Annotated in this window: 16 protein-coding genes; 15 read left to right on the top strand and 1 reads right to left on the bottom strand. The window is 53.9% G+C overall.

The features are described from left to right. Positions 1 to 66 precede the first annotated feature (66 nt). From aroA to WB371_RS03255, 11 genes are all read left to right on the top strand, one after another. Complete coding sequence (aroA, locus tag WB371_RS03305; protein ID WP_336218705.1) at positions 67 to 1350, top strand: 3-phosphoshikimate 1-carboxyvinyltransferase; 1284 nt, start codon at positions 67 to 69, stop codon at positions 1348 to 1350. A gap of 181 nt (positions 1351 to 1531) precedes the next feature. After that, positions 1532 to 2215 carry a (d)CMP kinase gene (gene cmk / locus WB371_RS03300; protein ID WP_042320210.1) on the top strand — a complete coding sequence of 228 codons (684 nt, stop codon included), beginning with the start codon at positions 1532 to 1534 and terminating at the stop codon, positions 2213 to 2215. Between the two features lie 113 nt (positions 2216 to 2328). Next, positions 2329 to 4002, top strand: coding sequence for a 30S ribosomal protein S1 (gene rpsA, locus WB371_RS03295; protein ID WP_336218704.1), 1674 nt, complete (start codon positions 2329 to 2331; stop codon positions 4000 to 4002). 141 nt (positions 4003 to 4143) lie between these two features. Further along, positions 4144 to 4428, top strand: a complete 285-nt coding sequence (gene ihfB / locus WB371_RS03290; RefSeq protein WP_000167332.1) for an integration host factor subunit beta — start codon at positions 4144 to 4146, stop codon at positions 4426 to 4428. Positions 4429 to 4631: 203 nt separating this feature from the next. Continuing rightward, a complete protein-coding gene (locus WB371_RS03285) occupies positions 4632 to 6896 on the top strand; it encodes a ComEC family protein (RefSeq protein ID WP_336218703.1) in 2265 nt (754 codons plus the stop codon). 36 nt (positions 6897 to 6932) lie between these two features. Continuing rightward, entirely contained in the window at positions 6933 to 8681 is a 1749-nt protein-coding gene (gene msbA, locus WB371_RS03280; RefSeq protein WP_336218702.1) for a lipid A ABC transporter ATP-binding protein/permease MsbA, read from the top strand. Then, entirely contained in the window at positions 8678 to 9655 is a 978-nt protein-coding gene (gene lpxK, locus WB371_RS03275; protein WP_336218701.1) for a tetraacyldisaccharide 4'-kinase, read from the top strand. Before msbA ends, lpxK begins: the two co-directional genes overlap by 4 nt. Before the next feature lie 37 nt (positions 9656 to 9692). Further along, complete coding sequence (locus WB371_RS03270; RefSeq protein WP_336218700.1) at positions 9693 to 10925, top strand: winged helix-turn-helix domain-containing protein; 1233 nt, start codon at positions 9693 to 9695, stop codon at positions 10923 to 10925. A 51-nt stretch (positions 10926 to 10976) separates the two neighbouring features. Then, the gene (gene ycaR, locus WB371_RS03265) at positions 10977 to 11159 is read left to right on the top strand and encodes a protein YcaR (protein WP_336218699.1); all 183 of its coding nucleotides are present in this window, start codon (positions 10977 to 10979) and stop codon (positions 11157 to 11159) included. Next, positions 11156 to 11902, top strand: coding sequence for a 3-deoxy-manno-octulosonate cytidylyltransferase (gene kdsB, locus WB371_RS03260; RefSeq protein ID WP_336218698.1), 747 nt, complete (start codon positions 11156 to 11158; stop codon positions 11900 to 11902). The genes ycaR and kdsB overlap by 4 nt, the downstream gene beginning before the upstream one ends. Before the next feature lie 152 nt (positions 11903 to 12054). Next, positions 12055 to 12948: a YcbJ family phosphotransferase gene (locus WB371_RS03255; RefSeq protein ID WP_336218697.1), complete on the top strand. Its 894-nt coding sequence runs from the start codon at positions 12055 to 12057 to the stop codon at positions 12946 to 12948. Here the strand turns inward: WB371_RS03255 and elyC are convergent. Further along, complete coding sequence (gene elyC / locus WB371_RS03250) at positions 12925 to 13704, bottom strand: envelope biogenesis factor ElyC (protein ID WP_336218696.1); 780 nt, start codon at positions 13702 to 13704, stop codon at positions 12925 to 12927. The two genes, WB371_RS03255 and elyC, sit on opposite strands and share 24 nt — an antisense overlap. A 135-nt stretch (positions 13705 to 13839) precedes the next feature. On the opposite strand from elyC, the gene cmoM reads away from it, so the two are divergent. Genes cmoM through mukB form a run of 4 tightly spaced genes read left to right on the top strand, consistent with a single transcriptional unit; the run spans position 13840 to position 21108 of the window. After that, on the top strand, positions 13840 to 14619 hold the full coding sequence (gene cmoM, locus WB371_RS03245; RefSeq protein WP_336218695.1) for a tRNA uridine 5-oxyacetic acid(34) methyltransferase CmoM: 780 nt from the start codon (positions 13840 to 13842) through the stop codon (positions 14617 to 14619). A 3-nt stretch (positions 14620 to 14622) separates the two neighbouring features. Beyond that, positions 14623 to 15945, top strand: a complete 1323-nt coding sequence (gene mukF / locus WB371_RS03240; RefSeq protein WP_336218694.1) for a chromosome partition protein MukF — start codon at positions 14623 to 14625, stop codon at positions 15943 to 15945. Then, the gene (gene mukE, locus WB371_RS03235; RefSeq protein WP_336218693.1) at positions 15926 to 16630 is read left to right on the top strand and encodes a chromosome partition protein MukE; all 705 of its coding nucleotides are present in this window, start codon (positions 15926 to 15928) and stop codon (positions 16628 to 16630) included. Before mukF ends, mukE begins: the two co-directional genes overlap by 20 nt. After that, a complete protein-coding gene (gene mukB, locus WB371_RS03230) occupies positions 16630 to 21108 on the top strand; it encodes a chromosome partition protein MukB (protein ID WP_336218692.1) in 4479 nt (1492 codons plus the stop codon). The genes mukE and mukB overlap by 1 nt, the downstream gene beginning before the upstream one ends. Positions 21109 to 21122: the final 14 nt, after the last annotated feature.

Below are 21122 nucleotides of genomic sequence, written 5' to 3'. Positions count from 1 at the left end.
GCCTCTGTTCATCCCCACAGCACAGCCTGTGGGGTTTTTATTTCTGCCTTTTGAGAGTTGAGTTTCATGGAATCCCTGACGTTACAACCCATCGCACGAGTTGATGGCACGATTAATCTGCCAGGCTCAAAGAGCGTCTCTAACCGCGCGCTGTTACTGGCGGCACTGGCACACGGCACCACCGCTCTGACGAACCTGTTAGACAGCGATGACGTTCGTCATATGCTTAACGCCCTGAGCGCGCTGGGGATTCATTACACTCTTTCAGCGGACCGCACGCGCTGTGAGATCTCTGGCAACGGTGGTCCGCTGCATGCTGAAGGCGCTTTAGAACTGTTTCTCGGCAATGCCGGAACGGCGATGCGACCACTGGCTGCCGCGCTGTGCCTGGGTGAGAACGACATTGTTCTGACCGGCGAACCGCGTATGAAAGAACGTCCGATTGGTCACCTGGTGGATGCGTTGCGTCAGGGCGGGGCGAAAATCGACTATCTGGAGCAGGAAAACTATCCGCCGCTTCGTCTGCGTGGTGGTTTTACCGGGGGACAGGTTGAGGTCGACGGTAGCGTTTCCAGCCAGTTTCTCACTGCACTTCTGATGACGGCTCCGCTGGCACCCCAGGATACGGTGATTAGCATCAAAGGCGAGCTGGTATCGAAACCGTACATCGATATCACGCTGAACCTGATGAAAACCTTTGGCGTCGGAGTCGAAAACCAGAATTACCAGCGTTTTGTCGTGAAAGGCGGTCAGCAGTACCACTCTCCTGGTGTCTATCTGGTTGAAGGCGATGCCTCCTCTGCATCTTACTTTCTTGCGGCTGGTGCCATTAAAGGTGGGACGGTGAAAGTGACCGGGATCGGGCGTAACAGCATGCAGGGTGATATTCGCTTTGCCGATGTGCTGGAGAAAATGGGCGCGACAATCACCTGGGGGGATGACTTTATTGCCTGTACCCGGGGTGAACTGAATGCCATTGATATGGACATGAACCACATTCCGGATGCAGCGATGACCATCGCCACTGCGGCGCTCTTTGCCAACGGCACCACGACGCTACGTAACATCTATAACTGGCGCGTGAAAGAGACCGATCGTCTGTTTGCGATGGCGACCGAACTGCGTAAAGTAGGCGCCAAAGTGGAAGAGGGGCATGATTTTATCCGTATCACGCCACCGGCACAGCTCAAGTTTGCTGAGATAGGCACTTATAACGATCACCGCATGGCGATGTGTTTCTCGCTGGTGGCGCTCTCTGACACGCCGGTCACGATCCTTGATCCGAAATGTACTGCTAAAACCTTCCCGGACTATTTCGAGCAGTTAGCGCGTATCAGTACGCCTGCCTGAACAACGTAAAACATTGTCATCTTTCGGGCTGGTTCCTCTCCAGCCCGCTATAATTGCGCAATTATTCTTCATCTGATTACAGACAAAACCGGTTTTTGCACACAACGTTAACGATTGTGGCCGTTGGCGCGTATAATGCGCGGCGTTTACGTTAACAGTACGCCTGTTTAAGGAGAAAAAGATGACGGCAATTGCTCCGGTAATTACCATTGATGGCCCAAGCGGTGCAGGAAAAGGCACCTTGTGCAAAGCAATGGCGGAAGCACTGCAATGGCATCTGCTGGACTCGGGTGCAATTTATCGCGTACTGGCGCTGGCGGCATTACATCATCATGTCGATGTCGCCTCAGAAGATGCGCTGGTGCCGCTGGCAACGCATCTTGATGTCCGCTTTGTCTCAACGGATGGCAACCTGGAAGTGATCCTGGAAGGGGAAGATGTCAGTGGGGAAATCCGCACGCAGGAAGTCGCCAATGCCGCTTCTCAGGTTGCTGCTTTCCCGCGAGTGCGTGAAGCGCTTCTGCGTCGTCAGCGGGCATTCCGTGAGGCGCCGGGACTGATCGCAGATGGTCGAGACATGGGGACCGTCGTTTTCCCGGATGCGCCGGTTAAAATATTCCTTGACGCGTCCTCAGAAGAGCGTGCGCATCGCCGTATGCTACAGTTGCAGGAGAAGGGCTTTAGTGTTAACTTTGAACGCCTTTTGGCCGAGATCAAAGAGCGCGACGATCGCGACCGAAACCGTGCTGTAGCGCCATTAGTTCCCGCTGCTGATGCTTTAGTTTTAGATTCAACACGATTAAGCATTGAGCAAGTGATTGAAAAAGCGCTACAATACGCGCGCCAAAAACTGGCACTCGCTTAAGTGCGACCGAATTTGCAGTACCCCCGTTGCAATGGAATGACAGCGGGTATGTTAAACAACCCCATCCGGCATGGAGCCAGGTGGACGTTAAATATGAAACCTGAAGATTAAACATGACTGAATCTTTTGCTCAACTGTTTGAAGAATCCTTAAAAGAAATCGAAACCCGTCCGGGTTCCATCGTTCGCGGTGTTGTTGTTGCTATCGACAAAGACGTTGTTCTGGTTGATGCAGGCCTGAAATCTGAATCTGCAATCCCTGCAGAGCAGTTCAAAAACGCAGCTGGCGAACTGGAAATCCAGGTGGGTGACGAAGTTGATGTTGCTCTGGATGCAGTAGAAGACGGCTTCGGTGAAACCCTGCTGTCTCGTGAGAAAGCGAAACGTCACGAAGCATGGATCACGCTGGAAAAAGCTTACGAAGATGCTGAAACTGTTACCGGTGTTATCAACGGCAAAGTTAAGGGCGGCTTCACTGTTGAGCTGAACGGTATTCGTGCGTTCCTGCCAGGTTCACTGGTAGACGTTCGTCCGGTGCGCGACACGCTGCACCTGGAAGGCAAAGAGCTTGAATTCAAAGTCATCAAGCTGGATCAGAAGCGCAACAACGTTGTTGTTTCTCGTCGTGCCGTGATCGAATCCGAAAACAGCGCAGAGCGCGATCAACTGCTGGAAAACCTGCAGGAAGGCATGGAAGTTAAAGGTATCGTTAAGAACCTCACTGACTACGGTGCATTCGTTGATCTGGGTGGCGTTGACGGCCTGCTGCACATCACCGATATGGCCTGGAAACGCGTTAAGCATCCGAGCGAAATCGTAAACGTTGGCGACGAAATCACTGTTAAAGTGCTGAAGTTCGATCGCGAGCGTACCCGTGTATCTCTGGGCCTGAAACAGCTGGGCGAAGATCCGTGGGTAGCTATCGCTAAGCGTTATCCGGAAGGTACCAAACTGACTGGTCGCGTAACCAACCTGACTGACTACGGCTGCTTCGTTGAAATCGAAGAAGGCGTTGAAGGCCTGGTACACGTTTCCGAAATGGACTGGACCAACAAAAACATCCATCCGTCCAAAGTTGTTAACGTTGGCGATGTAGTGGAAGTGATGGTTCTGGATATCGACGAAGAACGTCGTCGTATCTCCCTGGGCCTGAAACAGTGCAAAAACAACCCATGGCAGCAGTTCGCGGAAACCCACAACAAGGGCGACCGTGTTGAAGGTAAAATCAAGTCTATCACTGACTTCGGTATCTTCATCGGCCTGGACGGCGGCATCGATGGCCTGGTTCACCTGTCTGACATCTCCTGGAACGTTGCAGGCGAAGAAGCAGTACGTGAATACAAAAAAGGCGACGAAATCGCTGCAGTTGTTCTGCAGGTTGACGCAGAACGTGAGCGTATCTCCCTGGGCGTTAAACAGCTCGCAGAAGATCCGTTCAACAACTGGGTTGCACTGAACAAGAAAGGCGCAATCGTAAACGGTAAAGTGACTGCTGTTGACGCGAAAGGCGCAACTGTAGAACTGGCTGACGGCGTTGAAGGTTACCTGCGCGCTTCTGAAGCATCCCGTGACCGCGTTGAAGATGCTACCCTGGTTCTGAGCGTGGGTGACGACGTTGAAGCTAAATTCACCGGCGTTGACCGTAAGAACCGTGCAATCAGCCTGTCTGTTCGTGCTAAAGACGAAGCTGATGAGAAAGATGCCATCGCAACTGTTAACAAACAGGAAGATGCAAACTTCTCTAACAACGCAATGGCTGAAGCTTTCAAAGCAGCTAAAGGCGAGTAATTCTTTGAAACTTCGGGATGTTTCGTCCCGAAGTAAGACGAGATTACTTGACAGATTATAGAATTCGTTCTGTAATCAATGACAAAGGGCGGCCACGGCCGCCCTTAATCAATGCAGCAGCTTATTGGAACCGGAGGAAGCATGACCAAGTCAGAATTGATTGAAAGACTTGCCACTCAGCAGTCTCATATTCCCGCGAAAGCGGTTGAAGATGCTGTAAAAGAGATGCTGGAGCATATGGCCTCGACTCTTGCGCAGGGCGAGCGTATTGAAATCCGCGGTTTCGGCAGCTTTTCTTTGCACTACCGCGCACCACGTACCGGGCGTAACCCGAAGACTGGCGATAAAGTGGAGCTGGAAGGAAAATACGTTCCGCACTTTAAGCCGGGTAAAGAATTGCGCGATCGCGCCAACATTTACGGTTAAGTTTTTCGCAAAACGTGACCTCAGAAAAAGCACCGTAAAGGTGCTTTTTTCATATTTCGCTTCCTGAACAGGAAGAGAGATCGCATTTCATGACGCACGTTACCGCTCAGAGATAAATACAGCGGAACCTCGTGCGTAAAACCGCTTTTTGCCACCAGACAACGCCTCAATGAATCAGCACACTTCCGCCAATGGAGGTGTTCATGAAATTAACGACGGTCAGTCTGTGCGCGTTATGCGGCATATTCCCGCTGATCTTGCTGCCAACGTTGCCTGGGACATTGTGCGTTCTGGCGCTGTTTACCGTGGCCTGCCTGTTAAGTCTTCTGCCTTACAATGTGATGCAATGCTCTGCACTGGTTCTGTTATTTTTTTTATGGGGCGTCATGGCAGCAAAGCAGTCGTTGTGGGCGGTAAATACGCTGCCAGTGAAGACTCAGGACGCTATCGTAGAAATCACGGCGACAGATAACCAGACGACGCATACAGGGCGGATCACGCACCTTAACGGACATGCGCTTTTCCCGCCGGTAGGCATCGTGCTTTATGATCAATACCTGCCATTACCGCCATGCGCAGGACAGCGTTGGGCGATGACGCTCAAGGTCCGTGCTGTTCACGGAGAGTTAAATGAGGGCGGATTTGATAGCCAGCGTTATGCATTAGCGCAGCATCAATTGCTTACGGGGCGTTTCTTAAAGGCCAGGGTTATCGACAGCGCATGCAGTCTGCGCGCCCGTTACCTCGCTTCGCTAACTTCTTCTTTGGCACCATATCCGTGGCAGCAGGTGATACTCGGGTTGGGAATGGGGGAGCGCTTACTGGTCCCGCAGGAAGTAAAAGAGACAATGCGCGATACCGGTACCACGCATTTAATGGCAATTTCCGGTTTGCATATTGCTTTTGCAGCATTACTCGTCGCAATTCTGCTTCGCGGCGGGCAATTCTTACTCCCGACACGCTGGATCCACTGGCAGTATCCCTTAGTTGGCGGGCTTCTCTGCGCCGCGTTTTACGCCTGGTTGACGGGGTTGCAACCGCCAGCGTTACGGACGGTGGTGGCGTTACTGGTATGGGGAGCGCTGAAATTAAGCGGACGGCAATGGAGTGGGTGGTCGGTGTGGTGGTGTTGTCTGGCGGCAATCGTGGTCGTCGATCCTGTTGCCATTCTCTCTCAAAGCCTCTGGCTATCTGCATTTGCGGTTGCCGCGTTGCTATTCTGGTATCAGTGGTTTCCGTGTCCTGCCTGGTCCTTACCCCGGGCTGGACAAATGCTGGTTGAACTGGCTCACCTTCAACTGGGGATGACCCTGTTGCTCCTGCCGTTACAAATTGCGCTGTTTCACGGCATTAGCCAGACCTCTTTTGTTGCAAATCTGTTTGCCGTGCCGCTGGTGACGTTTATCAGTGTACCGTTGATTCTGGCGGGTATGCTGGTACACCTGACCGGACCATTAATAATAGAAAATGGATTATGGTTTCTGGCTGATCGCTCGCTGGCAATATTGTTCCAGGGACTCAGGCAATTGCCTGCGGGATGGCTCAGTGTCGATGAGCGTTGGCAGTGGCTGGTCTTTGCTCCCTGGCTTATGCTTATTGCCTGGCGATTTACGGCATGGCGCGTTTTGCCCGGCATCTGTCTGGCCATGTTGGCCCTGCTGAGTTGGCCGTTCTGGAGTTCCTCTCACTGCGGGACATGGCAGGTACACATGCTGGACGTCGGACAAGGATTAGCAATGGTCATTGCCCGCAATGGTAAAGCGGTGCTTTATGATACCGGGCCAGCCTGGCCGGGAGGAGACAGTGCCCAACAGACGATCATTCCGTGGCTGCGCTGGCATCATCTGCAACCTGAAGGAATTATTCTCAGCCATGAGCATCTTGATCACCGGGGTGGACTACACTCTTTGCAGAGTGTCTGGCCAATGCTTTGGATCCGCAGTCCCTTGGGCTGGAGGGACCATTTACCGTGCAATCGTGGAGAGACATGGCAATGGGAAGGGCTACGTTTTAGCGCCCATTGGCCGCTGCAAGGAGATCAAACGCAGGGAAATAACCGCTCCTGCGTCGTAAAAATTGATGATGGTACGCACAGTATTCTGCTGACGGGCGATATAGAGTCCGTGGCGGAACAGAAAATGCTTAGCCATTACTGGCAACATCTTTCGGCAACGGCTATTCAGGTTCCACATCATGGCAGCAATACATCCTCGTCATTAGCGTTGATTCAACGCGTTAATGGCCGGGTGGCGGTGGTCTCTGCATCGCGCTATAACGCCTGGCGGCTACCTTCGTGGAAGGTCGCGCAGCGCTATCAACAACAGGACTACCAGTGGCTCGATACGCCACACCAGGGGCAAATTTCGCTGGTTTTTTCAAAAGAAGGCTGGCGAGTCTACAGCCTACGGGAGCAAATTTTACCGCGTTGGTATCATCAGTGGTTTGGCGTGCCAGACGATAACGGGTAGAATATGCGGCTATTTCAACAAATGCTGGTTTTTTGAATGCATAACGATAAAGATCTCTCTACGTGGCAGACGTTTCGCCGACTGTGGCCAACCATTGCGCCTTTCAAATCGGGTCTGATCGTGGCGGGTGTTGCGTTAATCCTCAACGCGGCCAGCGATACCTTCATGTTATCGCTCCTCAAACCATTACTGGACGATGGTTTTGGTAAAACAGATCGCTCAGTGTTGCTTTGGATGCCGCTGGTGGTGATCGGGCTGATGATATTGCGTGGTATCACCAGCTATATTTCCAGTTACTGTATTTCCTGGGTGTCCGGCAAAGTGGTGATGACCATGCGTCGCCGCTTATTTGGCCATATGATGGGTATGCCCGTTTCCTTCTTTGACAAGCAGTCCACCGGGACGCTGTTATCGCGGATTACCTATGATTCTGAACAGGTTGCCTCTTCCTCTTCCGGGGCGCTGATTACTGTTGTGCGCGAAGGCGCATCGATTATCGGCCTGTTTATCATGATGTTTTATTATAGCTGGCAACTGTCCATCATCCTCGTGGTGCTTGCGCCGATTGTGTCGATTGCGATTCGTGTCGTCTCTAAACGTTTTCGTGCCATCAGTAAAAATATGCAGAATACGATGGGGCAGGTGACGACCAGCGCTGAGCAAATGCTGAAAGGCCACAAAGAAGTGCTGATCTTCGGCGGTCAGGAAGTGGAAACCAAACGCTTCGATAAAGTCAGCAACCGAATGCGTCTGCAAGGGATGAAGATGGTGTCAGCGTCTTCTATTTCCGATCCTATTATCCAGTTGATTGCTTCCCTGGCGCTGGCATTCGTCCTGTATGCAGCAAGCTTCCCAAGCGTGATGGACAGCCTGACGGCAGGGACGATCACCGTGGTCTTCTCTTCCATGATTGCGCTGATGCGTCCACTGAAATCACTGACCAACGTCAACGCCCAGTTTCAGCGTGGTATGGCGGCGTGTCAGACCTTGTTTGCGATTCTGGATAGCGAGCAGGAAAAAGACGAAGGTAAACGTGTTATTGAACGTGCGACAGGCGATCTCGAATTCCGCAATGTGACCTTTACCTATCCGGGCCGCGAAGTGCCTGCGCTGCGCGACATTAATCTGAAAATCCCTGCGGGTAAAACCGTTGCGCTGGTAGGGCGTTCAGGTTCCGGTAAATCAACCATTGCCAGCCTGATCACGCGTTTCTATGACATCAATGAAGGCGAGATCCTGATGGATGGTCACGATCTGCGCGAGTACACGCTATCCTCGTTACGTAATCAGGTCGCGCTGGTGTCGCAAAACGTCCATCTGTTTAACGACACTGTGGCGAATAATATCGCCTACGCCCGCAACGAGGTGTACACCCGCGAACAAATTGAAGAAGCGGCCCGCATGGCGTATGCCATGGACTTTATCAATAAGATGGATAACGGCCTTGATACGGTGATTGGTGAAAACGGCGTGCTGCTTTCGGGTGGTCAACGTCAACGTATCGCCATTGCCCGTGCGCTGCTGCGTGATAGCCCCATTCTGATCCTTGACGAAGCGACGTCTGCGCTGGATACCGAGTCTGAGCGTGCTATTCAGGCGGCGCTGGACGAGTTGCAGAAAAACCGTACCTCGTTGGTGATTGCGCACCGTCTTTCCACGATTGAACAGGCCGACGAAATTGTGGTTGTGGAAGATGGGGTGATTGTAGAACGCGGTACGCATGTTGAGCTGCTGGAACATCGTGGCGTCTACGCTCAACTGCACAAAATGCAATTTGGTCAATGATCGCACGAATCTGGTCAGGTGAGTCGCCCTTGTGGCGGCTATTGCTTCCTCTCTCCTGGCTTTATGGTCTGGTGAGCGGCGTGATTCGCCTTTGCTATCGGCTCGGGTTCAAGCGTGCCTGGCGAGCGCCGGTGCCGGTAGTGGTGGTGGGCAACCTGACGGCTGGCGGCAACGGTAAAACGCCCGTGGTTATCTGGCTAGTCGAGCAACTTCAACGACGCGGTATCCGTGTCGGCGTCGTTTCCCGTGGCTACGGTGGAAAAGCGGCGTCTTATCCGTTATTGCTGAATAGCGAAACCACAACCGCCGAGGCAGGTGATGAGCCGGTATTGATTTTCCAGCGTACCGGGGCGCCTGTTGCGGTATCGCCCGACAGGGCGGAAGCGGTGGCCGCAATTTTAGCGAATCATAATGTGGATATCATCGTAACGGATGATGGTCTGCAACACTATCGTCTGGCGCGTGATGTCGAAATTGTGGTAGTGGATGGCGTTCGTCGGTTCGGTAACGGCTGGTGGCTTCCGGCCGGTCCAATGCGTGAACGCGTGAGTCGTTTGAAATCTGTGGATGCCGTTATCACCAATGGCGGTATACCGCATGCGGGAGAGATCCCGATGCGCCTGGCACCCGGTCTCGCCGTAAACCTGCGTACAGGTGAGCGGCGTGATGTCGCGCAGTTGCACAATGTTGTTGCGATGGCGGGTATTGGTCATCCTCCGCGTTTTTTCGCCACGCTTGAGGCATGTGGCGTCCACCCGCAAAAATGTGTTCCTCTGGCGGATCATCAGGCACTGACTGCTGAGGACGTCAACGCTTTGTTGAGTAACGCACAAACGCTGATCATGACGGAAAAGGATGCTGTTAAGTGTCGCGCCTTTGCCAGGGATAACTGGTGGTATCTCCCTGTTGATGCGTGTCTGTCCGGGGCAGAACCTGAGGCATTACTTGAAAAATTGACCTCGCTGGCTCGTTAGTTCGACCACGGCAGCGAACGAACGATGGGAGTCATGAATGTCGTTGCCACACCTCTCTCTTACGGATGCCCGTAACCTTCATCTTGCCGCTCAGGGGTTATTAAAAAAACCGCGCCGCCGTGCAGTGGCAAGCGATATTCTGCCGACAATTACCCGCATGTCGCTGTTGCAAATCGACACCATCAACGTTGTCGCGCGTAGCCCCTATCTGGTGCTGTTCAGCAGACTGGGCGATTACACGTCGCAGTGGCTGGATGAGGCGCTTACACACGGCGAACTGATGGAGTACTGGGCTCATGAAGCCTGTTTTCTGCCGCGCAGCGACTTTATGCTGATACGTCACCGGATGCTGGCGCCAGAAAAAATGGGCTGGAAGTATAAAGCGGCGTGGATGAAAGAACATGCCCACGAAATTAGCCAACTGTTAGAGCACATCCATCATAATGGACCGGTTCGATCTGCCGATTTTGAGCACCCGCGCAAGGGTGCCAGCGGCTGGTGGGAGTGGAAACCGCATAAACGGCATCTGGAAGGGCTATTTACCGCCGGCAAAGTGATGGTTGTCGAACGGCGTAATTTCCAGCGTGTGTACGATCTCACTCATCGCGTCATGCCGCACTGGGACGACGAACGTGATTTGCTTTCACAGGCGCAGGCTGAACGTGTCATGCTGGACAACAGTGCGCGCAGTCTGGGGATTTTCCGCGAACAGTGGCTGGCCGATTACTACCGTCTGAAACGGCCTGATGTAAAAGAGTGGCGCGACATACGAGCTGAGCAGCAGCAAATTTTCCCCGTAGAGGTCGAAACGCTGGGAACACTGTGGTTGCACGCCAACCTTCTTCCGTTTCTTGAACAGGCGCTGGCGGGAAAATTGACCGCGACCCATAGCGCCGTGCTGTCGCCGTTTGATCCGGTGGTGTGGGATCGTAAACGGGCGGAACAACTCTTTGATTTCAGCTACCGTCTGGAGTGCTATACGCCAGCGCCGAAGCGGCAATACGGTTACTTTGTCCTGCCCTTGCTGCATCGCGGGCAGTTAGTCGGGCGCATGGATGCCAAAATGCATCGTAAAACGGGCGTGCTGGAAGTCATCTCGCTTTACCTGGAAGAGGGGGTAAAGCCAGGCGTAATGCTGCAAAAAGGGCTTAAACAGGCAATAACGGATTTTGCCCGCTGGCAAAATGCGACTCGCATTACCCTGGGGCACTGCCCGCAAGGTCTTTTTGTCGACTGTCGCCTGGGTTGGGAAATAGACGCAGTCGCGTGAGTGTGTATGATAAGATTCCCCGATTCACTACCCGGTCCATCTGGAGGAACTATGGATCATCGTCTGCTTGAAATCGTTGCCTGCCCGGTCTGTAACGGGAAACTCTGGTACAACCAGGAAAAACAAGAGCTTATCTGCAAACTGGATAACCTCGCCTTTCCCCTGCGTGATGGCATTCCCGTGTTACTGGAAACCGAAGCCCGCGTATTAACGGCTGATGAGCGTAAATCATGAGTTTTGTCGTCATTATTCCTGCCCGTTATGCATCTACGCGTCTGCCGGGTAAACCGCTGCTGGACATTAACGGCAAACCCATGATTGTGCATGTGCTGGAGCGCGCGCGTGAATCCGGTGCTGAGCGCATTATTGTTGCAACCGATCACCAGGACGTGGCGCGTGCGGTGGAAGCGGCGGGAGGCGAGGTGTGCATGACCCGCGCCGATCACCAGTCCGGCACTGAGCGCCTTGCTGAAGTGGTTGAAAAGTGTGGCTTCAGCGATGACACGGTCATTGTCAATGTGCAGGGTGATGAGCCAATGATCCCGGCTGTCATCATTCGCCAGGTCGCGGAAAACCTGGCGCAGCGTCAGGTCGGAATGGCTACGCTCGCGGCACCGATTCACGGCGCAGAAGAAGCTTTCAATCCTAATGCGGTGAAAGTGGTGCTGGATGCAGAAGGTTATGCGCTCTACTTCTCGCGCGCGACAATCCCCTGGGATCGTGATCGCTTTGCAAAAAGTCTGGAAACTGTTGGCGACACCTTCCTGCGTCATCTCGGCATTTATGGCTATCGTGCTGGGTTTATCCGCCGTTATGTGAGCTGGCAACCCAGTCCACTGGAAAATATTGAAATGCTGGAGCAACTTCGCGTGCTGTGGTATGGCGAAAAAATCCATGTGGCGGTAGCGAAAGAAGTGCCCGGTACTGGCGTGGATACCGCAGAAGACCTTGAGCGCGTTCGCGCTGAAATGCGTTAATTTCCTTTGCGACATTCCGCTCTGTGATGAGAGGAGTGTCGTACCGTTACGATTTTCCTCGCTTTTTCTTTTCAGGAATTGATCTCATCCAGGTGACATCTGGCGATGGGGCGCTCATTATAAAAGCAGTAGCTTTTATGAGGGCAATCTGAATGGAACAGCTGCGCGCCGAATTAAGTCATCTGCTGGGCGAAAAACTGAGCCGCATTGAATGCGTGAGTGAGAAAACCGACTCAGCGTTGTGGTCACTCTATGACAGCCAGGGTAATCCGATGCCATTGATGGCGCGAACCTTCACCACACCGGGTGTCGCACAACAAGTGGCCTGGAAAACAACCATGCTGGCGCGAAGTGGCACTGTGCGTATGCCGGTCATTTACGGTGTGATGACCCACGAGGAACATCCCGGGCCGGATGTATTACTGCTGGAGCGTCTGCGCGGCGTCCCGGTTGAAGCACCGGCGCGAACGCCAGAGCGCTGGGATCAGCTTAAGGATCAGATTGTCGAAGGGCTGCTGGCATGGCACCGGCAGGACAGCCGTGGCTGCGTCGGGGCGGTGGATAATACTCAGGAAAACATCTGGCCGTCCTGGTATCGGCAACGCGTCGAGGTGCTGTGGAGCACCCTCAATCAGTTCAACAACACCGGGCTGACGATGCAGGATAAACGTATTCTGTTTCGTACCCGTGAGTGTCTGCCTGCATTATTTGAAGGTTTTAACGATAACTGTGTGCTGGTTCACGGCAACTTCAGTCTGCGCAGTATGTTGAAAGATGCCCGTAGCGATCAGCTCCTGGCAATGGTTGGGCCGGGCATCATGCTGTGGGCGCCCCGGGAGTATGAACTGTTTCGACTAATGGATAATGCGCTGGCGGAAGGTCTGCTCTGGCATTATCTGCAACGCGCGCCAGTGGCGGAGTCGTTCATCTGGCGGCGCTGGCTCTATGTGTTATGGGATGAAATCTCCCAACTGGTCAACACCGGGCGTTTTAACCGGTCGAATTTTGATCTGGCCGCGAAATCACTCTTGCCCTGGCTCGCCTGAGGTACCTTTCAGCCACTGCCAGACCCTTCCCAGCGTCTCATAACCTGCACGGTCGCTGTGCATCAGCCATACGGGCGAAGGAATAGCGCGCTCCCAGGGATTCAGCGGTGAATCAATGGCTAACTGATTGGCCGGAGCGGGCCGGGGGTTTAGCCCGGCCTGTCTGAAAAAAATCATTGCCCGCGGCAGGTGAGACGCGGATGTCACCAACAGAAAAGGCGCGTTGCCAATCGCCTGCTTCACGGCGGCGGCCTCTTCCTCAGTATCTTTTGGCTCGTTCAGCGTAATAATATCCGCTAAGGGAACGCCCAGTGATTGCGCCACGCGTGCGCCGGCCTCAGCCGTACTCACAGGATTCGTTCTGGCGTTTGCGCCGGTAAAAATCAGTTTCGATCCCGGGTTCGCCCGCCACAAACGAATCCCCTCATTGAGACGCGGCAGGCTGTTATTGATCAAATTGGAACTGGGAGCCCATTGAGGATTCCAGGTATAGCCTCCACCTAACACCACAATGTACTTCACTTTCTGTGTGTTCTGCCAGGTTGGATAGCTATCCTCAATGGGGCGCAGTAAGCGATCCGCGACGGGTTGCAGACTGAGTAAGAGGAGAACCAGCCAGCCAACGCTGATAAATATCTTTCCCGTTTTCTGAAAACGAGTGCACCAGAGTAGCGCCAGGCCAATACCCATGATAAGAAGCAGAAAAGGGAGGGGCAGTAGCATACCGCCAATCACTTTCTTGAGTGTGAAAAACATCCTTATTGGTTCCTTTTTTAACCACCCGGCAGAAGAATAGTCGGGATATTACACCAGACAGGTTCATTCTCCGCGCGGGTGTGACAAAATAGCGGTTTTATCAGAGAACAGCCAGACCAGCCAGTGGAGAGCCCGATGCGCGATCGCAATTTTGATGACATCGCTGAGAAGTTTTCCCGTAATATTTACGGCACGACGAAAGGTCAGCTCAGGCAGGCGATCCTGTGGCAGGATCTGGACCGTATGCTGGAGGACCTCGGACCACAGAAATTACGGGTGCTGGATGCTGGAGGCGGTGAGGGGCAGACGGCCATTAAAATGGCGGAGCGTGGTCACCATGTGACCTTGTGCGATCTCTCCGGGGAAATGATCGCCCGTGCGCAGCAGGCGGCTGAAGCAAAAGGTGTGAGCGATAACATGCATTTTATACAATGCGCTGCTCAGGACGTTGCTACGCATTTGGAAAGCCCCGTTGATCTGATATTGTTTCACGCTGTGCTGGAGTGGGTAGCCGAACCGGTCAGTGTGTTAGAAACCCTGTGGTCGGTACTGCGTCCCGATGGCGCACTGTCGTTAATGTTCTACAATGCCAACGGTCTGTTGATGCATAACATGGTGGCCGGGAACTTTGACTATGTGCAGGTGGGGATGCCTAAGCGTAAAAAGCGTACGCTTTCGCCAGACTATCCCCGTGAGCCGGGACAGGTTTACCAGTGGCTGGAACGGATCGGCTGGCAAATTACCGGTAAGACCGGTGTGCGCGTGTTTCATGATTATCTGCGTGAGAAACATCAGCAGCGTGAGTGTTATGAGATATTGCTCGAACTAGAAACGCGTTATTGTCGCCAGGAGCCGTATATCAGCCTGGGTCGATACATTCATGTCACCGCGCGTAAACCGCAGATGCAAGGATAACTTATGAGTGAATTTTCCCAGACAGTCCCCGAACTGGTTGCCTGGGCCAGAAAAAATGACTTTTCTATCTCGCTGCCGGTAGACCGACTCTCGTTCCTTCTGGCGGTTGCCACCCTGAACGGTGAGCGCCTTGACGGCGAGATGAGTGAAGGCGAACTGGTGGATGCGTTTCGCCATGTCAGTGATGCGTTTGAGCAAACCAGCGAAACCATTGGCGTGCGCGCGAACAATGCGATCAACGATATGGTTCGTCAACGTCTGCTGAACCGCTTTACCAGCGAGCAGGCCGAAGGGAACGCGATCTATCGCCTGACGCCGCTCGGTATTGGTATTACCGATTATTATATCCGCCAGCGCGAGTTTTCCACGCTGCGTCTGTCGATGCAGTTGTCGATCGTGGCGGGTGAACTTAAGCGTGCGGCAGACGCGGCGGACGAAGGCGGTGATGAGTTTCACTGGCACCGCAATGTTTACGCGCCGCTCAAATATTCGGTGGCCGAGATTTTTGACAGTATCGATTTGACCCAGCGCATCATGGATGAGCAGCAGCAGCAGGTGAAAGACGATATTGCTCAGTTGCTGAATAAAGACTGGCGGGCAGCGATTTCGAGTTGTGAGCTGCTGCTTTCGGAAACGTCCGGCACGTTACGGGAATTACAGGATACGCTGGAAGCCGCTGGCGACAAATTACAGGCCAACCTTTTGCGGATTCAGGATGCAACGCTGACCCAGGAGGACCTGCATTTTGTCGATCGTCTCGTATTTGACCTGCAGAGCAAGCTGGATCGTATTATTAGCTGGGGCCAGCAATCCATCGATCTGTGGATTGGCTATGACCGCCACGTCCACAAATTTATCCGTACCGCCATTGATATGGATAAAAACCGCGTCTTTGCCCAGCGCTTACGTCAGTCGGTTCAGACCTACTTTGACGACCCGTGGGCACTGACCTACGCCAACGCCGATCGTCTGCTGGATATGCGTGATGAAGAGATGGCGTTGCGTGAGGAAGAGGTCACCGGGGAACTTCCTCCGGATTTAGAGTACGAAGAGTTTAACGAAATCCGCGAACAACTGGCGGCGATTATCGAAGGCCAACTGGCCATCTATAAATCCAAAGAGACGCCGTTGGATCTCGGTCTGGTTGTGCGTGAGTATCTTGCACAATACCCGCGTTCACGTCACTTCGACGTGGCGCGTATTGTTATCGATCAGGCGGTACGTCTTGGCGTAGCGCAAGCAGACTTCACCGGACTGCCCGCAAAATGGCAGCCGATTAATGATTACGGAGCCAAGGTACAGGCGCATGTCATTGACAAATATTGAACAAGTGATGCCGGTTAAGCTGGCGCAGGCGCTGGCGAATCCGTTATTTCCGGCGCTGGATAGCGCATTACGTTCAGGCCGTCATATTGGTCTGGATGAACTGGATAATCATGCCTTTTTGATGGACTTTCAGGATTACCTGGAAGAGTTTTACAGCCGCTATAATGTGGAGCTGATCCGCGCGCCGGAGGGATTCTTCTATCTGCGTCCACGTTCGACGACCATTATTCCGCGGTCCGTTCTGTCCGAGCTGGACATGATGGTCGGCAAAATTCTCTGTTATCTCTATCTCAGCCCGGAGCGTCTGGCGAATGAGGGAATTTTTACCCAGCAGGAGCTGTACGATGAACTGCTGACGCTGGCTGACGAAGCAAAACTGTTGAAACTGGTGAATAACCGTTCCACCGGTTCTGACGTTGACCGCCAGAAGTTACAGGAAAAAATGCGCTCGTCTTTAAACCGGCTGCGTCGTTTAGGCATGGTGTGGTTTATGGGGCACGACAGCAGCAAGTTCCGCATTACGGAATCGGTGTTCCGCTTTGGCGCGGATGTTCGTACCGGCGATGACCCACGCGAGGCGCAACGCCGCTTGATCCGCGATGGTGAAGCCATGCCGGTCGAAAACCACCTACAGCTCAATGATGAGACCGAAGATAATCAGTCGGATAGTGGAGAAGAAGAATAATGATTGAACGCGGTAAATTTCGCTCACTGACGCTGATTAACTGGAACGGTTTCTTTGCCCGTACCTTTGACCTGGATGAACTGGTTACCACTCTTTCTGGGGGGAACGGGGCGGGTAAGTCCACCACCATGGCGGCGTTCGTGACGGCGCTGATCCCTGACTTAACGCTGCTGCACTTTCGTAACACCACTGAAGCCGGAGCGACCAGCGGCTCACGCGATAAAGGCCTGCACGGTAAGCTGAAGGCGGGTGTCTGTTATTCGATGCTGGATACGATCAACTCCCGCCATCAGCGCGTGGTGGTCGGCGTACGTCTGCAACAGGTTGCCGGACGCGATCGTAAAGTCGACATCAAACCGTTTGCCATTCAGGGACTGCCAATGTCAGTGCAGCCCACGCAACTGGTAACGGAAACCCTGAACGAACGCCAGGCCCGCGTTCTGTCACTGAACGAGCTGAAAGAGAAGCTCGATGAGATGGAAGGCGTGCAGTTTAAGCAGTTCAACTCAATTACTGATTACCATTCATTGATGTTCGATCTGGGCATCATTGCCCGCCGCCTGCGCTCTGCGTCTGACCGTAGTAAATTCTACCGTCTGATTGAAGCGTCGCTATACGGCGGTATTTCCAGCGCGATTACCCGTTCTCTGCGCGACTATTTGCTGCCGGAAAATAGCGGCGTGCGTAAGGCATTCCAGGATATGGAAGCCGCTCTGCGGGAAAACCGTCTGACGCTGGAAGCCATTCGCGTGACGCAGTCCGACCGCGATCTGTTCAAACACCTGATCAGCGAAGCCACCAACTATGTAGCGGCGGACTATATGCGTCACGCCAATGAGCGCCGGATCCATCTGGATAAAGCGCTGGAATTTCGTCGTGAACTCTATACCTCGCGTAAGCAACTGGCGGCGGAACAGTATAAACACGTCGACATGGCGCGTGAGCTGGGTGAACAAAACGGGGCGGAAGGCGATCTCGAAGCCGATTATCAGGCGGCGAGCGATCACCTGAACCTGGTGCAAACCGCGCTGCGTCAGCAGGAAAAAATTGAGCGTTATGAAGCGGATCTTGATGAATTGCAGATCCGTCTCGAAGAACAAAATGAAGTGGTAGCGGAAGCCGCCGATCGTCAGGAAGAGAACGAAGCGCGCGCCGAGGCCGCTGAGCTGGAAGTCGATGAGCTGAAAAGTCAGCTAGCGGATTACCAGCAGGCGCTGGACGTGCAGCAAACCCGCGCAATTCAATATAACCAGGCGATTTCCGCGCTGGAGCGCGCTAAATCGCTTTGCCATCTGCCAGATTTAACGGCGGAGAGCGCTGCGCAATGGCTGGAAACATTCCAGGCAAAAGAGCAGGAAGCGACGGATACCTTGCTCTCTCTTGAGCAGAAAATGAGCGTGGCGCAAACGGCGCACAGCCAGTTCGAGCAAGCGTATCAGTTAGTGGTGGCGATTAACGGGCCGCTGGCGCGTAATGAAGCCTGGGACGTTGCCCGCGAACTGTTGCGCGAAGGTGTTGATCAGCGTCACCTGGCCGAGCAGGTTCAACCGCTACGCATGCGTCTGAGCGAACTGGAGCAGCGTCTGCGCGAACAGCAGGAAGCCGAACGTCTGCTGGCGGAATTCTGTAAACGCCAGGGCAAGAATTTCGATATTGATGAGCTGGAAGCCCTGCATCAGGAGCTGGAAGCGCGCATTGCCTCGCTGTCTGATAACGTCTCCAGCGCGCATGAACAGCGCATGGCGTTGCGTCAGGAACAGGAGCAGTTACAGTCCCGCATTCAGCATTTAATGCAGCGTGCGCCAGTCTGGCTGGCAGCGCAAAATAGCCTGAGCCAGCTCAGCGAGCAGTGTGGCGAAGAGTTTACCTCCAGCCAGGAAGTCACCGAATACCTGCAACAATTGCTGGAACGCGAACGTGAAGCGATTGTGGAACGTGACGAAGTCGGCATGCGCAAAAACGCGGTCGACGAAGAGATTGAGCGTCTGAGTCAGCCTGGCGGGTCGGAAGATCAACGCCTGAACGCACTGGCCGAACGTTTTGGCGGCGTCCTGCTGTCGGAAATCTATGATGATGTCAGCCTTGAAGATGCGCCGTACTTCTCTGCACTGTATGGGCCGTCCCGTCATGCCATTGTGGTGCCGGATCTGTCGCTGATCGCCGATCAACTGGAAGGGCTGGAGGAGTGCCCGGAAGATTTGTATCTGATCGAAGGGGATCCGCAGTCGTTTGACGACAGCGTTTTCAGCGTCGATGAACTGGAAAAAGCGGTGGTGGTGAAGGTAGCCGATCGCCAGTGGCGCTATTCCCGCTTCCCGTCCGTACCGCTGTTTGGTCGTGCGGCGCGTGAAAACCGGATTGAGATTCTGCATGCTGAACGCGAAGGGTTGTCTGAACGTTTTGCCACACTCTCTTTTGACGTACAGAAAACGCAGCGCCTGCATCAGGCGTTCAGCCGCTTTATCGGCAGCCATCTGGCGGTCGCGTTTGAGCCCGATCCGGAAGCAGAAATTCGCCAGCTGAATGCGCGTCGTGTTGAACTGGAACGTACGCTGACGACCCATGAAAATGACAATCAGCAACAGCGCCTCCAGTATGAGCAGGCCAAAGAGGGCGTTTCTGCACTGAATCGCCTGCTGCCGCGTCTGAATCTGCTGGCGGATGACAGCCTGGCGGACCGCGTCGAAGAGATCCGTGAGCGTCTGGATGAAGCACAGGAAGCCGCGCGCTTTGTGCAACAGCACGGTAATCAACTGGCGAAACTGGAACCGATCGTCTCAGTGCTGCAAAGCGATCCGGAGCAGTTTGAACAGCTAAAAGAAGATTATGCGTATTCCCAGCAGACGCAGCGCGATGCGCGTCAGCAGGCGTTTGCGCTGACGGAAGTGGTTCAGCGTCGTGCGCACTTCGGCTACTCCGACTCAGCGGAAATGCTCAGCGGTAATAGCGATCTGAATGAAAAACTGCGTGAACGACTGGAACATGCAGAAGCCGAACGTACCCGCGCCCGTGAAGCGCTGCGTGGACATGCGGCACAGCTCAGCCAGTACAATCAGGTACTGGCCTCGCTGAAAAGCTCTTACGACACCAAGAAAGAATTGCTCAACGATTTACAGCGTGAACTGCAGGATATCGGCGTCCGCGCCGACAGCGGGGCGGAAGAACGGGCACGAATTCGCCGTGATGAACTGCATGCGCAGTTGAGCAATAACCGCGCGCGTCGTAACCAGCTCGAAAAAGCGCTGACCTTCTGCGAAGCGGAGATGGATAACCTGACCCGCAAGCTGCGTAAACTGGAGCGCGATTATCACGAAATGCGTGAGCAGGTGGTGACCGCAAAAGCCGGGTGGTGCGCGGTCATGCGGCTGGTGAAAGACAGTGGCGTAGAGCGTAGGTTGCATCGTCGTGAACTGGCCTATCTCTCAGGTGATGAGCTGCGTTCGATGTCGGATAAGGCGCTGGGTGCGCTGCGTCTGGCGGTTGCGGACAACGAACATCTGCGCGACGTCCTGCGTCTGTCTGAAGATCCTAAACGTCCGGAGCGCAAGATTCAGTTCTTCGTCGCGGTTTATCAGCATCTTCGCGAGCGTATTCGCCAGGATATTATTCGCACCGACGATCCGGTGGAAGCCATCGAACAGATGGAAATCGAACTGGGCCGACTGACCGAAGAACTTACCTCCCGTGAACAGAAGCTGGCGATCAGCTCTCGCAGCGTGGCGAACATTATTCGCAAGACCATCCAGCGCGAACAAAACCGCATCCGCCAGCTCAACCAGGGCTTGCAGAGCGTGTCGTTCGGCCAGGTTAACAGTGTGCGTCTGAACGTTAATGTCCGTGAAACGCATGCCATGCTGCTGGAAGTGTTGTCTGAGCAGCATGAGCAGCATCAGGACCTGTTCAAAAGCAACCGTCTGACCTTCTCTGAAGCGTTAGCGAAACTGTATCAGCGTCTGAATCCGCAGATCGATATGGGACAGCGCACGGCACAAACCATTGGCGAGGAGTTGCTGGATTACCGAAACTACCTTGAAATGGAAGTGGAGGTTAACCGCGGTTCCGACGGCTGGCTGCGTGCGGAGTCCGGCGCGTTGTCGACCGGGGAAGCGATCGGTACCGGTATGTCGATACTGGTGATGGTTGTTCAGAGCTGGGAAGATGAAGCGCGTCGCTTACGCGGGAAAGATATCTCCCCGTGCCGCCTGCTGTTCCTCGATGAAGCCGCGCGACTTGATGCCCGTTCTATCGCGACATTGTTCGAGCTGTGCGAGCGTTTGCAGATGCAACTTATCATTGCAGCGCCGGAAAACATCAGTCCGGAAAAAGGCACCACTTATAAACTGGTCCGTAAAGTCTTCCATAATACGGAGCATGTTCATGTGGTCGGTTTGCGCGGCTTTGCGCCGCAATTGCCTGAGCCACTTCCCGGCGTGACTGATGCTCCGTCAGAGGCCAGCCAGATAACAAAAGGCGGCTGACAAACGATGGACTG

Origin of the sequence: Citrobacter amalonaticus, assembly GCF_037053465.1 — a bacterium.
Taxonomy (GTDB): Bacteria; Pseudomonadota; Gammaproteobacteria; order Enterobacterales; family Enterobacteriaceae; genus Citrobacter_A; species Citrobacter_A amalonaticus_H.
The sequence above is the reverse complement of the archived record's forward strand: the minus strand, read 5'-3'. Positions and strand labels throughout refer to the sequence as shown.